This window comes from Echinicola vietnamensis DSM 17526, assembly GCF_000325705.1.
GTDB lineage: Bacteria > Bacteroidota > Bacteroidia > Cytophagales > Cyclobacteriaceae > Echinicola > Echinicola vietnamensis.
This window is the reverse complement of record NC_019904.1, coordinates 2,258,807-2,274,848: the sequence shown is the minus strand read 5'-3', so window position 1 is coordinate 2,274,848 and position 16,042 is coordinate 2,258,807. Positions and strand designations below refer to the sequence as shown.

General features: G+C 47.0%; 11 protein-coding genes and 1 tRNA gene. 9 read left to right on the top strand and 3 right to left on the bottom strand.

Translation table 11 applies throughout. The features are described from left to right. Positions 1–340: 340 nt before the first annotated feature. The 4 genes from ECHVI_RS09455 (at position 341) to ECHVI_RS23295 (ending at position 4,023) form a co-directional block, all read left to right on the top strand. Positions 341–1,405, top strand: a complete 1,065-nt coding sequence (locus ECHVI_RS09455) for a DUF932 domain-containing protein (protein WP_015265746.1) — start codon at positions 341–343, stop codon at positions 1,403–1,405. Positions 1,406–1,743: 338 nt separating this feature from the next. Then, complete coding sequence (locus tag ECHVI_RS09450) at positions 1,744–2,205, top strand: JAB domain-containing protein (RefSeq protein WP_015265745.1); 462 nt, start codon at positions 1,744–1,746, stop codon at positions 2,203–2,205. Between the two features lie 83 nt (positions 2,206–2,288). Next, complete coding sequence (locus tag ECHVI_RS23850; RefSeq protein ID WP_015265744.1) at positions 2,289–2,471, top strand: hypothetical protein; 183 nt, start codon at positions 2,289–2,291, stop codon at positions 2,469–2,471. Next, positions 2,458–4,023: a recombinase family protein gene (locus ECHVI_RS23295; protein ID WP_015265743.1), complete on the top strand. Its 1,566-nt coding sequence runs from the start codon at positions 2,458–2,460 to the stop codon at positions 4,021–4,023. Before ECHVI_RS23850 ends, ECHVI_RS23295 begins: the two co-directional genes overlap by 14 nt. Here the strand turns inward: ECHVI_RS23295 and ECHVI_RS09435 are convergent. Then, positions 3,977–4,050, bottom strand: a tRNA-Ala gene (locus tag ECHVI_RS09435). The two genes, ECHVI_RS23295 and ECHVI_RS09435, sit on opposite strands and share 47 nt — an antisense overlap. 302 nt (positions 4,051–4,352) lie before the next feature. On the opposite strand from ECHVI_RS09435, the gene ECHVI_RS09430 reads away from it, so the two are divergent. The 5 genes from ECHVI_RS09430 (at position 4,353) to ECHVI_RS09410 (ending at position 12,322) form a co-directional block, all read left to right on the top strand. Beyond that, positions 4,353–4,934, top strand: coding sequence for an RNA polymerase sigma factor (locus ECHVI_RS09430; protein ID WP_015265742.1), 582 nt, complete (start codon positions 4,353–4,355; stop codon positions 4,932–4,934). Positions 4,935–5,031: 97 nt separating this feature from the next. Next, entirely contained in the window at positions 5,032–5,964 is a 933-nt protein-coding gene (locus tag ECHVI_RS22950; protein ID WP_015265741.1) for a FecR family protein, read from the top strand. 37 nt (positions 5,965–6,001) lie between these two features. Next, positions 6,002–9,505 carry a SusC/RagA family TonB-linked outer membrane protein gene (locus ECHVI_RS09420; protein WP_015265740.1) on the top strand — a complete coding sequence of 1,168 codons (3,504 nt, stop codon included), beginning with the start codon at positions 6,002–6,004 and terminating at the stop codon, positions 9,503–9,505. A 20-nt stretch (positions 9,506–9,525) separates the two neighbouring features. Next, positions 9,526–10,965, top strand: coding sequence for a SusD/RagB family nutrient-binding outer membrane lipoprotein (locus ECHVI_RS09415; RefSeq protein ID WP_015265739.1), 1,440 nt, complete (start codon positions 9,526–9,528; stop codon positions 10,963–10,965). Positions 10,966–11,065: 100 nt separating this feature from the next. After that, positions 11,066–12,322 (top strand): hypothetical protein, encoded by a 1,257-nt coding sequence (locus ECHVI_RS09410; RefSeq protein ID WP_015265738.1) that lies wholly within the window; start codon positions 11,066–11,068, stop codon positions 12,320–12,322. Between the two features lie 103 nt (positions 12,323–12,425). Here ECHVI_RS09410 and ECHVI_RS09405 read toward each other — a convergent pair whose 3' ends face one another. Both ECHVI_RS09405 and ECHVI_RS09400 read right to left on the bottom strand, forming a co-directional pair. After that, positions 12,426–13,574, bottom strand: coding sequence for a Gfo/Idh/MocA family protein (locus ECHVI_RS09405; protein WP_245553465.1), 1,149 nt, complete (start codon positions 13,572–13,574; stop codon positions 12,426–12,428). 118 nt (positions 13,575–13,692) lie between these two features. Continuing rightward, positions 13,693–15,837 (bottom strand): FUSC family membrane protein, encoded by a 2,145-nt coding sequence (locus tag ECHVI_RS09400; protein ID WP_015265736.1) that lies wholly within the window; start codon positions 15,835–15,837, stop codon positions 13,693–13,695. Between the last annotated feature and the right edge of the window lie 205 nt (positions 15,838–16,042).

Here is a 16,042-nt window from a genome sequence, read left to right as displayed (position 1 = left end):
ATCCTTGCTGCGGGATCATTTTCTTTCTTAAGGATCAAGCTACCATCCATTAAGCGAATGCCTTTCATTCAATTTTTTTCAAAAAACCGGCAAAAAACGCAGCGAAGATAGGGGCGGCTATTGGATTGCTGTAAATGGGGGCAAAAGGGACGGCATAAACACTTGTCCTGCCCAGATGGCCCTCATTTATTCCGTTTCCTTTGGCCCATGACCCCCGCCCCTTGTTATCGTGCTTTCTTTTTGCCGGTTTTCTTTTGAAAAAATGTGTTTTGCAGCAGTTTTTTCTTTGAGCAGGCAGAAAGAAATGAATTCAAGTTTTAACCCTTAAAATGTAAAAATCATGGGACACAACATTCATTTCAACGAAAGCACAGGACGCCACAGCTTTTTCTCCGTGAAAAAGCCCGCATGGCACAAGCTTGGACAGGTGGTGGAAGAACACCCCACCAGTAAAGAGGCCATCGAATTTGCCGGGCTGGATTACAAGGTGGTCAAAACACCCTTGTTTACCACCACCTCCCAAATGGCCGTGGGAAAAGAGGGCCTGAACCATCAGGCCCCTACACTTCCCGTTCATTCCCATTTTGCCACCCTGCGGGAAGACAACCATACCGTATTGGGAGTGGTGGGCAAAGATTACAAGGTGGTACAAAATGCCGATGCCTTCGCCTTTTTTGATGCCATTGTCAAGGAAGGCAAAGGGGTAAAATATGAAACCGCCGGAGCCCTCGGCAATGGGGAGCGGATCTTTATCACCGCCAAACTGCCCGACAATATCCGGGTGGGCAAGGACGACCTGATCGACCAGTACATCTTTTTGACCACCTCCCACGATGGAACGGGCAGCATCACTGCCGCCTTTACGCCAGTGCGGATCGTTTGCCAGAACACCTTGAATGCGGCCATGGGCAAACTGTCCCGGGTGGTCAGGATTCGACATACTTCCGGGGCAAAAGAACGCCTGGCACAGGCACACAAACTCATGGGGATCGTAACCCAATCGGCAAAGGCCATGCAGCAAACCTTTGACCGGTGGACTAAAGTGAATATCACCGACCGACAGGTGAAGCGTCTTATTCAACAGGCCTTGGCACCCAATAAGGAAACCCTGGACAAGCTGCATAAGGGCGAGGTAGAAGAGCTTTCCGCCAACTTTAAAAACCAATGTGAAGATGCCTTTGCCTATGCCCTCATGAGTGAAGCCCAGCAAATGCCCACCACTAAGGGGACGGTGTTTGGAGCATACAACGCCGTCACCGGGTATTTTCAAAATGTGCGGTCCTTTAAATCCGAGGAGGACAAAACCAAATCCATCCTATTGGGCGGTACTGCGCAAATTAAAGGACAACGGGCATTTAACCTGTGCGGGGAGTTCGTGAAACATGGGGAGGAAGTGTTGGACTGATCCCCGGCCGGGGCGCAACCTGCCCCGGCTTTTCTTTTTCAAGGCCTTCTTTCTTGGGACCAAGAAAGAAGCAAAGAAAGGTTTCACTTTTTGATCGGGAAAAACCATGTCCAATAATAGAACACGACGCTCAAAAAGGCTAAAGGGCATTCTTTCAAGTCTCATCATCAATTACGGTACAAAGTTAGGCCCGTTTGCTCGGAGGCGACACATGAGACTACGGCATAAACACCTGCCCGGCGGCTCCGCCCTTTCATTTATTCCGTTTCCTCATGGCCTTGCTCGCAAAGGGCCTGTGGCGGCACCATAATTCATGTTTAACTTAAATCAAGAAGATTATGGAAACGTCAAAAAATCAATGGAAAGCCGCCGAAGTCAAACTGACCTACCGCAATAAGCTCAAAGCAAATGAACGGCCCAAAATTACCAAAAGTGCCCACGCCTATAAAATATTAATGGAGCATTGGGACAAAGGCCAAATCGAATTTGTGGAGGAATTCAAAGTACTCCTGCTGAACTCTGCCAATAGGGTGCTGGGAATATTCAATGCCAGTGTAGGAGGTCGAAGCGGAACCATGGCCGATCCCAGGGTGATCTTTGCCGTAGCGCTGAAAACCGCTTCAAACGCCATAATTTTGGCCCATAACCATCCGGGGGGCACCCTGGACAAAAGTGAACCGGACAAAAAATTGACCGATAAACTGGCCGCAGCCGGAAGTTTTTTGGATATATCCGTACTGGACCACTTGATCATAACCCGGGAAGGATATTATTCCTTTGCCGATAATGGGGAGCTGTAAAGCCCCCTTTTTATGCTGAGCACCTAATACACCTTCGGATGACAGTGTGAATATTTCCGGGGCATAAAGTCCACTTTTAGGGTATGTATGATTTTGATAAATTGGATGCCCAAAAGTGCGGTGTTACTCCCCGGGAAGTACAAAGAATATTAAAGAAACATGGTGAAGACATATCATTGGATGAATCCAAGAAAGTATTGGATTTAATGTGTTTTTTCGCTAAATTAGCTGTAAATCAAATTGTTGTAGAAAATGAAAGTAGCTGACCTCTACATCCGTGTAAGTACCGATGAACAGGCCGACAAAGGATATTCCCAACGGAGTCAAGAAGAAGTGCTGAAGAAATATTGTGACCATCACAATATCAAGGTAAGAAAAGTGATCTTTGAAGACCATTCGGCCAAGACATTCAATCGCCCTGAGTGGAAGAAGATGCTGACGTACTTGAAAAAAAGCAGGGGAAGAGGGGTGAATAAAGTACTTTTTACCAAGTGGGACCGCTTTAGCCGGAATGCCGGGGATGCCTACCAGATGATCAACACCCTCCGTAAATTGGGTATAGAGCCGCAAGCCATTGAACAACCCCTGGATTTGGAAATACCGGAAAACAAAATGATGCTGGCCATTTACCTGGCCGCACCCGAAGTGGAAAATGACCGGCGCGCCCTGAATATCTTCTATGGAATGCGAAGAGCTCAAAAGGAAGGCCGGCACCTGAGAAAAGCTCCCTTCGGTTATATCAATAGAATGGAAGGTTCCAAAAAATTTATTGCCCCGGTAAAACCCGCATCAACCATGATGAAAAGGGCGTTTCAAACGATCCTGCAAAGTCAATACCCTGCGAAACATGTTTGGCAAAAGTTAAAGGAAGATGGCTTGAAGTTGGGCCGTGCCCAATTTTACGAGGCTATCCGCAATCCCATCTACTGCGGGAAAATATTTGTCCCGGCCCATAAAGATGAAGAGGAACAATTTGTCAATGGCCAACATGAAGCCTTGGTCTCCGAAGGAGATTTTTACAGGGTACAGAATATTCTCGAAGAAACCGGAAGAAAGAAGTACCGGCCCCGTGTGGTGTCCGATGAGCACCTGCCCCTGAGAGGTTTTTTGATCTGTCCAGAATGTGGGAAGGTGTTGACCGGTAGCGGCTCTCGGGGAAGAAGCAAGCGCTATTATTATTACCACTGTACATCCGAATGTGGGTACAGGGAAAAAGCCCCGGTGTTCAATGAGTATATAGCCAAAGAGATGAACCGCTTTACGCTCAAAAAAGGAAGACAGGAAATCTACAGTAAGATCCTCCACAATTTTTTTAAGTACCACTTCAAAGATGAAGGGATTGAGCGCAAAAAAATTGCCCGCTTGTTGGAAGAAGAACACAAAAAGCTAAAAAGAAGCCGGGATTTATTGGTGGCCGAAGATATAGACGGTGAAGATTACCGGGAAATCAAAGCCGAATGCAACAAACAGATCATACGTTTGGAGGATCAATTGGCGGCTACCAACCCAACCGGACGGTCGAACCCTGAAATTTATGTCGATAAAGCCCTAAAACGGCTCTCAAAGCTCGGTGAGGTGTATAAAAACGGAGATATACAAAAGAAAAGACAGCTGATTGGTTCGATATATCCCGAAAAACTGGGTTTTTCAAAAACGCATTCTCGAACCGGAAGAATTAATTCCTTAGTTATCTTTATCTACCAGATAGACAAGGAGTTACAAAGCAAAAAAATAAAAAATGGAGCGAAAAATTCGCTCCATTCCGGTTGTGTGGAGAATATCGGATTCGAACCGATGACCTCTACACTGCCAGTGTAGCGCTCTAGCCAACTGAGCTAATCCCCCATTTTATTTTGCTATGAAACTTGCCCTGATGACCTTCCCGACATCCGTCGGGACGCGTTAGCCAGCTGAGCTAATCCCCCTTTACGAGGGCACAAATATAGGACAGGCATTTTATTGAAACAAGACTTTCTTGTTTTTTGGTGTCTTTTTTCATGTTCCGCTATGGAGTCAAGTGAGAGATTGCCGCACTGGGTGCACTGAAGTGGGAAAATCTGGGTTCACATTAGGATAACCTAAACTTAAAGCTTTACACAGGATTTCTATTTATTCATTCCCTTACTTTGCTTTTTGGAGGTAAAGCCATGAACGATTCCGAAAACACTATATCTGACCACCAGCTACTATCGCGCCTAAAACAGGGAGACAATGCTGCTTTTCATGTCATTTTTGACCGGTATTGGAAGCGGTTGTATGCGTATGCCTATAATGTATACCGAGACGAAGGAGTCTGTGAAGATTGTGTTCAGGAAATTTTTATAAGTCTTTGGCAAAATAATAAAACGACAAACATCCTTCACCTCGAAAGCTATCTTTTTAAATCCATCAAGTACAAACTTTCCGGCCACATTAAAAAGCTCAAATTCGACCTTGTCCATGACGAGGCCCTAAAGCAGCTCAGCAGTCCTGAAAGTGAAAGCACCACCATAGAATACCAAGAGCTAGAGGAAACCTTAACTTCCCAAATCAACAAACTTACAGGAAAATGCCATGAGGTCTTTGTCCTCAGTCGGCTTCAAAACAAAACCAATAGTGAAATTGCTGAAGAACTGAATATTTCAAAGCGAACGGTTGAAAGCCATATCAGCAACGCCCTAAAATTGCTCCGCACAAACCTCAGGGAAATCACCTATTTTATCCTTTTCGTTACCCTAAAGTTACAGTAATGTAACGTCCTGCCTTCTGAAATTAAGAAACCTTTAAGTTCACTTTTTTGACTCCGTGTGCTATACGATTTACACACTATCCCTTAAAGAGCACATTTTGAAAAGAGAAGAATTCTTGAAATTGGTTGCCAAACATCAGCAGGGGACCGCTACAGAAAGCGAAGTTAAATTAATTGAAAAGTTCTATGACAGCATACAGGACCACTCCAGTGAGGAGGTCAAAAACAAACTGTCGGCAGAAACAGGAGAGCGGCTTTTCCAAGCCATCACCTCAACTCTTCATAAGGAGCAGAAATCCAGAACACGGCCATTATGGGACGTTGTAAAAGTGGCCGCTGCCTTTGCGCTGCTTTTCGTGGTGGGAATTGCCATTAAACACATTACGGATCAAGGTGACATCACTGTCACCACCGCTGCAGGAGAGCTCCGGGAGATTCAGCTTCATGATGGAAGTATCGTCACCTTGGCCGAAAACAGTACCCTTACCTATCCGAATGCCTTTGGAAACACCAGAGATGTCTCGTTGGAAGGAAGGGCATTCTTTGATGTGCATCGGGATGCGGAGCGGCCATTTTCGGTCCATACGGATAATGCAGCCATTAAAGTCTTGGGTACTTCCTTCGACGTGAATGCGAATGCCATCAGTTCCACAACGGTAAGTGTCATCAGCGGAAAAGTACAGGTGAGCCCGAAAGGACTCCCGGAAACAAAAGTGCTGCTGACAAAGCACCAACAGGTAACCAGTGCTGATTCCCAGCTCTCGCCCATCCAAACCTTCCGGGGCCAGCAGCCCATCGCCTGGACCAACTTGATCATGTTCAAAAACACGAGCCTGGAAGAAGCTGCTGAGGCCCTTGAAGACCGCTTTGAACTGGAGGTACACTTTGAATCTGATGCGTTGAAAAAAGAGCGGATCACCGGAAAATTCAAAGATGAAACTCTTGACAACATCCTTAAAAGTATCGCGCTGCTAAAGCAGTTTACCTACGAATACCAAAATGACCATACCATCTATATCAAACGAAAATAACCAAACACATACACAACCCTTTTAATGTCAATCTAAAATGAAAACACCATTACGATTTTTCACTGCACTGAACCTGAAAATGGGGCTTTTACTGCTCTGTTTGTCTGCTATGGCGGTTCAATCGCAGGCCCGTGCGGAAAAGACCAACCTATCCAAGGTGCGGTTATCATTCTCCCTGGAAGATGCCAAAATCACTCAGGTACTCTCCGAAATAGAGCGCAAAACGGCCTACTATTTTGTTTTTGATGAGAACGTAAGCCAAGATGCCTCATTGTTCTCTTTCCAGTTTAGCAATGAGCCGTTGGCAGAAATCCTTGACCAAATCGGACAGGAGGCGGGGCTTTCATTTGAAGCCACCAACAAGACCATCACTGTATTGCCTTCCCAATCACTCCGACAGACGGTCACAGGAAAAGTCACTGACAGTACAGGCGAGCCGCTTCCCGGGGTTACGCTCCTGATCCAAGGAACTTCCAAAGGTGGCGTTACCGGCCCCAATGGGAAGTTCAGACTGGAAATCGAATCCTTTCCCTTGACCTTGATCGTCTCTTACCTGGGGTACAAAACCCAGCAAGTACCGGTACAAGAAGCGGCCCCCCTGACCATCACACTAGAGGAAAATGTCAGTGCCCTCGACGAAGTGGTCGTGACTGCCCTGGGGATGAAAAGGGAAGAAAAGAAACTCGGCTATGCGCAGCAAACCATTGATGCCAGGCAGCTCACCGATGCCCGACCAAACAATTGGTCTGAAGCCCTTCGGGGCAAAGTCCCCGGGCTCCAAATCAATGGATTGGGTGGTCCAGTGGGGTCACAACAGATTATCCTCAGAGGAAACAGCTCCTTGGATCCAGGCAATAACGGCGCCTTGATCGTCATAGATGGCGTTCCCATCCAAAATGAGCATCCCGGATCAGGCCCTTCAAATGGCTACATGGGCGGCAGTGCCAGCAATGACACTCCTGTGGACTATGGAAATGCCATCTCTGACCTGAATCCTGACGATATCGAGAGTGTTTCGGTACTAAAAGGCCCAGCAGCTTCGGCACTTTATGGATACCAAGCAGCTAACGGTGCCGTCATCATCACCACCAAATCCGGCAAAGGCCAAAAGGGATTAGGGGTTACGATCAGCAGCAATACCAAATTTGACAATATCCAACGGTGGCCAGACTGGCAATATGAATATGGCCAAGGCAGTGGCAAGGGAGGATACCTAAAGCCCGCCACTGATGAAAACGGCAATCCTGTACCGTATAATGACCGCCTTTACTACACCTACGGCGCATCCGAAGATGGCAATAGTACTGCCGGCAGCAGTAGTGCTTTTGGTCCTAAGTTTGACGGACAGTATTATTATCAATACGACCCTACCTTAGAAGGACAATCCGCTGAGCGCCAACTCTGGAGACCTTATGAAAACAACCGCACAGACTTTTGGCAAACTGGCGTTACCCAAACGACCAATTTATCCATCCAAGGTGGCGATGAAAAAGGCTCCATGCGCGGATCGATCACCCATTCCAAAAATGACTGGGTCATGCCCAACACCGGCTTTGAGCAATTGTCACTTTCGGTAAACGGAAATTACCAAGTAACTGACCGAATCAAACTCAGCTCAGTAGTGGACTACAGAAACCGCACCAGCGACAACCTCCCTGGCCAAGGTTATAACAACCACTCCATTGCTTATTTTATGATTTTCCAAAATCCAAACGTGGACTTGGCTTGGTATGAACCCATCTGGAAAAAAGGACAGGAACAGGTCGACATGATCCGACCGTACAGCAGCTACATCGACAATCCTTACGCCATGGTATACGAGATCCAAAACAGCCTGGACCAATATGCCATTACCGGTAATTTCAAAATGGACATTGAGCTGCATCCTAAGGTCAACTTGATGCTCCGCGGAGCATTGAACATGTATGACAAAAACATGGATCAGGAAAGACCTTATGACATCAACCGCTATGCCCGCGGATATTACCGCAAAACAAACGTATTCAAGCAAGAAGTAAACACCGATTTCCTGCTGACCTATACCGACACTTTTGATGATTGGGAAGTGACAGCCAATGTGGGTGGAAACAGGATGGATTACCGCTACCTTCGCCAAGACTCTTGGGCCGAAGGACTTGAAATTCCCGGAGAATATAACTTGGTCAACGGCTCCCAGCTTTTCACCAGTAAATTTGACGGTTATAACAAAGTAAACAGTTTATACGGAATGGTAACCGTGGGCTGGCAGGACAAGGTATTCCTTGACCTTACCGGCCGAAACGACTGGAACAGCATACTGCCCAAACACAACCAATCCTACTTCTTTCCTTCTGCAAGCTCTGGCATCATTCTGAGTGAAATTTTCAGCATGCCAAACAGCATCAGCTTCGCAAAACTACGGGCTTCCATCGCCCAAGTGGGGGGAGCGGGTAAATACGGCAACCGCTACAGCACGGACAAATACTATCGACGGTCTGATTTCCCTGGCTCTGCACTCGCTCCTACCTCTCTTTACAATACGGATTTTAAACCGGAGATCACCACCAGTAAAGAACTGGGCATTGACTTCAGGATGTTCCAGAGCAGGCTGAAATTGGACGTGGCCGTTTACCAAAACAACAGTAAAAACCAAATCTTCAACGCCCCTCTTCCCTATTCATCTGGATACAGAAGTGTCACCATCAATGCGGGTGAAGTGCGTAACCGCGGAATAGAAGTCATGCTTAACGGCAGTCCGGTCAAAAACAGGAACTTCAAATGGAACACCACGCTCACTTGGGCCAAAAACAAAGGAACCGTCCTGTCACTGCATGAAAATGCCGAAGGAGGCAGGTTTGAAATGCTGAGCTCCTCCGGTGCAAAATTGGTTGCCGTGGAAGGAGGCTCTCCCGCTGCCCTTTACGGAAGAGGCTACAAACGAAGCCCTGAAGGAGAAATCATCTTTGACGAAAATGGTGCGCCCGAAATGACCGATGACATCATCTACATCGGCGATACCCAACCCAAGTGGGTGGCCGGATTCATCAATACTTTCCAGTACAAAAACTTCCGCATCAATGCCGTCATAGACGCCAAATACGGCGGAACCATCTATTCCCACACCCACCACAAACTTACCCAGCAGGGCAAGTTGAAGCATACCCTTGTGGGCCGGGAAGAAGGAGAGCTCGTGGGCAAGGGAGTCGTGGACAATGGTGACGGCACCTACTCCGAGAACACCACCCCTATCTCCATTGCCAATTATTACAATTTGATGTACCCACTGGCCAATACAGAAGCCAATTCCTTCGACGCTTCCTTTATCAAGCTCAGGGAAGTGACCCTTTCGTACGACTTCTCTGAAAAATTCCTGGCCAAAACACCGCTGAATGAAATGCGCCTTTCGGTATATGGCCGAAACCTCGCTGTGCTTTCTGACTTCCCCATCTATGACCCGGAAGTGGCCGGATTTGCCGGAGGCACTAACATGCACCCCGGTGTGGAAGTGGGACAGATGCCCGTACCGAATGAATATGGTGTAAATGTCGTAATCGGCTTTTAATCAATAAAAAAATCACAGTCATGAAAAAATACATATATGCTTTATTGGTCGCTTCGACTGCTTTATGGGCGACCGGATGCTCCAAGGATTTTGAAGCGACCAATACTGATCCCAACAACCTCAGCAAAATTACGGCTGGAAGCACCCTGAACCCCGTGCTGTACAGTTTGGCCAGCCAAAATGCAAAACAAATGCGCAGTGTCACCGCGCCCTTGATGCAGATGTTCCTGCAAACGGATGATTTCAACAACTCCCCGTTCTTCTATGACTTTGACCAAAACATCGGTGCTTCGACCTGGAATAATTACTATACCAATCTCAGCAATATTGCTGAAATGGAGAAAGCAGCTGTCCGGGACGGCCTTCCCAATTATGAAGCCATTGCCCTGACGCTAAAGGCCTATGCCTATTCGGTCCTGACCGATTGCTTCGGTGACGTCCCCATGGCCGATGCTCTCCAGGCGGAGGAAGATGTCTGGTATCCTGCATTTTCAGCACAAGAGGATATCTATAACCAACTCTTGGAAGACTTGGAATATGCCAATAGTATCTATGACGAGGAACAGGGAATGCCTTATGTAAGCGATATCCTATATGGCAATGATGTCCAAAAATGGCGCAAATTCACCAACTCCCTCCACTTGAGGTTATTACTCCGGGTATCCAATCGCCCGGAAACAGGAGCTTTTGATAAAATCACTGAAATGATCAATGCCCCCGAGACCTACCCTGTGTTCGCATCAGGTGATGATGGTGCAGTGCTGCATTTGGATGGTGTGGCGCCCACGCTTTCCCCTTGGGACAGGCCTCAAGACTTTGGCGTATTCCGGTATTACACGGAATTCTTCATCGATAACCTGAACAACTTTCAAGATCCCAGAATCGGCGTTTTTGCAGGCACTGCCAAAGGACTGGAGGGAGAAGATTATGGCTATATCGGCCAGCCTACGGACTTTGTCGAAAACCCTTTGCCTGACAGCATCGCTACCGCCTCTGGGGTACAAAGAAGTTTGGCGGAAGCTCCGCTGATCATTCCCATCATGAGTTATGCGGAAGTGGAATTCATCAAAGCTGAAATGGCCCAAAGAGGCTATATCGACGATGCCCAATTGCATTATGAAAATGGTGTCAAGGCGGCTATCGAAATGTGGAGTCAAGAGGTTCCGGAAGGGTATTTTGACAATCCTGCTGCCGCCTATGATGGCAGCTTGGACCGTATTTTACTCCAAAAATACTATGATCTGTTCTTCACGGACTACCAAGCATGGTTTGAGCAAAGAAGAACGGGACTTCCTGAACTTCCGACATCCGCCTCCATGCTAAACGACGGCGAAATGCCTGCCCGTTTTTATTACCCAATCGATGAGGCCAACAGTAATTTCCAAAATTACCAAGAGGCCGTCAATCGGATGGGTGGAGACGAAATCAATGTAAAAGTCTGGTGGGACAACGAAAATTAACCCCAAAATATCAAAAGGTGGTTGCCAACATAAACGAGGCAATCACCTTTTTTTCTATGCTTAACCTAACATCACATCCTAACCAAAAAACCTTAACACCATGAAAATTCACCAATTAGCCTTGTCATGCGCGCTAATGCTAGCTTCCTCGTGCACCAAAGATGATTTTGTCGATGTCAACGAAGCCCCAGCCAAAGAGCCTCTTCATGCCATCAGCTCGACCACAACGACCATTAACAGCAGCTATACGGATGAGAGCAGTTTTGTTTCCAGCTTGGCTTCTCACGGGTTTGAAACCCCGGCAACGCTCCACCTAAACCGTACCGCCACCACCAATGGCTATAATACGGTTTATGGATTCAACATCCCTTCCGACAGACAAGTTACGGGCTTTAAATGGAACAGCGGAGACCAACAGACAGAAGACTGGAGACCTCAAGGGATTACCGGATTTGACTGGAACGGAAGAAGCTTTCTCTTGGTAAGCTGGTATGCAGTGGGACCTTCTCAGATTCCCGGTATCGAAAACAAACATAAAGGTGCTCGAATATCCTTGGTGGACATCACAGACATGAGTGACATCAAATACCGCCATATCCTTTTAGTGCAAGACATCAACAATCCATTTTATACCTCTTCGAATGATTACACACAGCTGGGAGTATTTGGCCCTGTACGCGTGCATGCAGGCGGCTTGGCCTATTATGATGAGAAGCTTTATGTCGCCTCTACCCAGCTTGGCATACGGGTTTTTGACCTGAACCACATCGTGGAAGTATCAGGGGACACGTCCAAGTCACGCTTGGGAGAAGAAACTGACGGAACGTTAAGGGCTTTTAACTACAGGTATATCCTACCTCAAACGGGCTACTATAACATTCCCGGTGCCGAGCCCTATTCATGTATTGCCCTAGGAGAAGATACTTCTTCCAACCCAAGGCTTTGGACAGGCCAATACCTGAAGTCATCCAGTTCCTCTATCCCTAAAGTCCATGGATTTTCACTAAATAGTCAAGGGGAAATTCCTTCAGGTACCCAAGTGGAAGTGGTCACCCCAAAAGACAATGCCACCGGAAACAATGGCCCCGTCTATAATATGCAGGGGGTTTACCGAAACGGGGCGACTACCGTGATGACAGCCACAGGCAAAAGCTCCTATCAAGGTTCCACCGCACGATTTGTTCGGTACCATGACGGCGATGCCAATGGCACACGCTACCGCTGGCCACATGGTGCAGAGGACCTTTACTATGACCAAAACACCGGATACTTGTGGAATCTAACAGAATATGAGACGTCCAAGTATGGTCAGGATAATCGCTGCGTCTTTGCCGTAAGGTACGCTGATTACGATTAAAACGGTGTTAATATTCAATTCATGGCTGTTTCATGGGGGCATCAGGCGATCCACCTGTGTGGCCTCGTGAAACAGCTTGCTTTACTTGCCGGCCCGAACCCACTCACTTCTCATTCAGCAACACCTTTTTGCCGGTTTCCGCAGACCTTTTGGCTGCATCCAAAATTTCCATGACCTGCAAATTATTTTCCAAGGTATAGGGACTAAACGCAGCCGGAACCCTCTCCCCAACAATGACTGCCCGGAAATATTCAAAAGGATTGGTCTCCACACCCAATTGATCTGCATTAGCCTTCATTTGCTGCTCCTCCACACCTTTAGTACTGTAGCGGAGCTGATCCTCATCTTTGGTAATGACATAGCCATCGACACCATAGACCTCCATGTCTTTTCGGTTAAACGGCCAGTTCCAAGAGGCTTGAATAATGCCCTGACTGTTTTGGAAATCCACGATGACCGTCGCTTCATCATCGACATTCGGATAAATCTCAGGTTTATACGTCTTGGTCACTGCGGTCACGGCAAGGGGACTTTCTCCATGCATCAGGTAGGTCATGATATTGGCGCCGTAACAACCAAAATCCACCAAGGCTCCTCCTCCATTCTTGACCGGATCGGTCAGCCATTCCAGGAATTCGGGGCCCACACCGATTTCCTTGGGACCTTCATGCCCATGATGAAAAACCATCTTTCTGATTTGCCCAAAACCCGCTTCATCCCCATTAAAAAAACGATAGGCCTGCTCGGTCGAGGGATACCAAGAAGTCTCATAATTCGTCAACAAGTGAATGGAATGCTTCCGCGCCAGCTGTGCCATTTCTTGAGCATCCGACAAATTCGTGGCAAGGGGTTTTTCGACCATCACATGAATACCCAGTGGTGCCGCTGCCTTTACTGCCTCAAGGTGGTCTACAATTGGCCCAAAAACCAATATTCCATCTGGCTTGACTTCCTGCAGCATCTTCACCAAATCCGAATACATCAACTTTTCTGGCAGCCGGTACCGCTCACGAAATGCCCCGGAAAATGAGGCATCCGGTTCATAAACGCCTACCAATTCCATATCTTCTCCTTTTCCCCACTCGAAGAACCACGGGCTGTGGCCATGGGAAAGACCAACCATGGCAAATTTTACGGTTTCCTGTGCGTGGAGTCCAAAAGAAAACAGGAACATATACACGAATACCGCACAGGGCAAAAGCATTCTCATCATATCGGTGTAGGTTATTTCTTTCAATATAGTGGAATCCATACATTTTACCTACCCCCAAGGATCTCCCCAATCCTGTCAGCCAGTGCCTTTGGGATAAAATCAGTTCTTGAACAGCGCGAAGTGTTGAGCAGCAGTCTTACAAAAATGAAGGCTGCATTTAGCTGGCGACCTTCCTGCTGAGTTTTTCTAAATCCGAACATGTTTTCTGAATCAACTGAAGTTGCTCGGTAAGCAGGGAAGTTTCAGCAGAGTCGGTAATCTTCAGCAGCCCATCCTCATGATCCAACACCGAAAAATCCAGTGATTCACCCTTTTCTCCCAGGTGCTCCAAGCTTCTCAAAAGATAATTGCGGATTCGCTTGATCTTCACCACCTGGCCGTGTGAAGAAAGCACCACGTCCGCCCGCACCAAACTGGAGGAAAGGGTCGAAAAATAAGAAGACAGGATATGGTTGAGCACCACAAATTGGTGAAGGTCCTGCTTGTTCCTTTGTTTGCTTTTTGGCTCATCCAGCATTCGCTGAAAAGCTGCGGAAAGACTTGCCGATCGAAGGTACATTTTTTTTCTGGCCAGCCTATAGGCCACCTCATCAAAAGCCTTGGCATCAAATCTACTGATAATCTGGGCAAAATACTCCAAATTGGCCTGCAACACACTGGCGGCCATCTGCCTAAAACCGGTATATTCCCAGCTCGGCAAAAAGAAGTTGCTCGCCAGATAGGCCAACCCAGATCCCAACACCGTATCGATAATGCGTTCCCGAACAATCAAAAAATTGGATTCCGGATACAAAAAGGCATATACGATAAAAATAAAAGGCGTCATGAACACCACTGCCAGAAAGTACCTGATTCTCAAAAAACTATACGCCAGCACCATGAAAATCACCAAAAAGACAAATCTTAGGCTAAAATCAGGCACCAAATACAGGATAAGCACGCCCGTAAAACCGCCCAAAAGGGTGCCTAAAATCCGCTGGGTATTTCGTCGCTTGGTCAAACTAAAGCCGGGCCTTAAGATCACCAGGATCGTCAACACCACCCAATAACTATGACTTCCCAATGACACCTGAAGGGAAATCAGGTAGCCTACCAAACACGTTACGGCCAACCGCAAGGCATGGCGAAACACATTGGATTCAAGCGTTAAATTATCTCGGATCAATTTTAAGGAAAAGCTTTGATGCCCAATAAACTTGGACAGACTTGCTTCCCGCGTTTGGGAGATAAACGTCAACTTGTCTTCATAGAAATAATTGTAAATATCATCCACCCTTGCGGTAATGGAAGCCAGATTGGCATAGATTTTACGTAGCATCAGGCATTTTACCCCAGTCTGCTCCAATGCTTCTATCTGCTCCCTGAGTCCTGCCAAAAAATCCTCGGGGTAATGTGGATGCCTTGGTTTTTCATTATTGATCAGCGCATAGCCCAACCGGGAAAGCTCTTCTGCCACCAATTGGATCCCTCGCTTAAAATCGTGCATAACGGGATACTGGCCATATAACTCACGAAGCTTTTTATAGTCATAATGAGAGGCCATCATCTGTTCGAAAATATCCACCATGTCCACAAATATCACCAACAGCAGCTGCCCCGAACTAATGGATTCCCCTACTCGCTTACGGGTTTTGTAAAGCATTTCCCGAACGCTATCCTGATGCTCATTGACCGCCACCTGTACAGCGGCCAGCTTCCGGTAGTTGGTCTCCACATCAGTTTCTGAGGAATAAAAAGCGGCCTTTTGCCGTAAAAATGCAGCCACCTGAAGCACACTCTCTCCCAGTGCCTGTTGGGCTACCCGGTAAGGCCTGATCTGCATGATGGAAAGGCTTAACAGGGTGTACCAAATCCCCCCTGCCAATACCATCAAAGCATACAACCAAAATGCAGCTGCCGTCTTATGGGGGTCCATGGAGATCGCCATCCCCAAAAGGGCTCCTGCCCCGACTGACGCAGCCCTGGTCCCGTACACGGTAAACATCGCAAACACAAAGCAGAATACGGGGATTTCTATGGCCAATAGGACTGGCGATTGGTTCAACACCCCCGTCACCAAGGCACTTAAAAACACAAACCCACAGCTCGCAAGCATTCCAGTCCTACGATGCTCCAAAGGTCCCGTACTATCGGAAATGCTCACCAAAAAAGCCCCCAATGAAATGCTGATCCCCGTTCTAAAATCTCCCAAGAACGAGAATATTACAGCGGGCAGCAGTACACCCAATGTCATTTTCACCCCATCGGTAAAATATTGGCCTAAAATAAAACTCTTGATTGCTGTAGGGTTGAAAAATGACATTTCGTAGGATTATTAAGCTAATTTAAAAAAGCTTGTCCACATAAGCATGCTCGCCCTTTTAATAATTCCGCTCTCCTCCGACATTTGGTCACGAACAACTCCTGTGATTTACCTTGCTGAAAAACACCCCTCTCTTTCTGGAATTGGTTAAATGCTGACGAAAACAATAGTAATAAATACATTGTTTTATGTATTTTAAATAAAT